We start from the raw sequence: 330 nt of genomic DNA, 5'->3' as shown, positions 1-330 counted from the left end.
CTTAGATTTTTTGGTGAAATATCTAATCGCATTTAAATCTCCCCTAAATCAAAAATAATTGACCCTGCACGAATAGACGAACCCATGAGCTTCTTTCTAAGATATGCGCGATTACCACCACTAAAAACTGTAATATTTGGCAGAGCTGCTGGTGCGAACTGATTGAGTGAAACTCTCGCAAGTGGTACTTCGCCTAAATAGTTATTAAGCGCATCGCGTGCAAGAAAAGCACAGTGCATCGGACCTTGAGCTTCATCATAATTATATATATTTGCATAGCCTGAAAAACCTGAAGTTTCGATACCGTACCTTAGGCGCGTTTCATTTGTA

General features: G+C 39.7%; 1 protein-coding gene. It reads right to left on the bottom strand.

Annotation, left to right across the window (positions count from 1 at the left end; translation table 11 throughout):
- Positions 1-32: 32 nt before the first annotated feature.
- A partial coding sequence (locus GGG_RS21125; RefSeq protein ID WP_010118242.1) for a hypothetical protein occupies positions 33-330 on the bottom strand: 298 nt, incomplete at its 5' end.

Source organism: Acinetobacter sp. P8-3-8 (genome assembly GCF_000214135.1).
GTDB lineage: Bacteria > Pseudomonadota > Gammaproteobacteria > Pseudomonadales > Moraxellaceae > Acinetobacter.
Note: the sequence above shows the minus strand (reverse complement) of the source record. Positions and strands in the feature narration are given on the sequence as shown.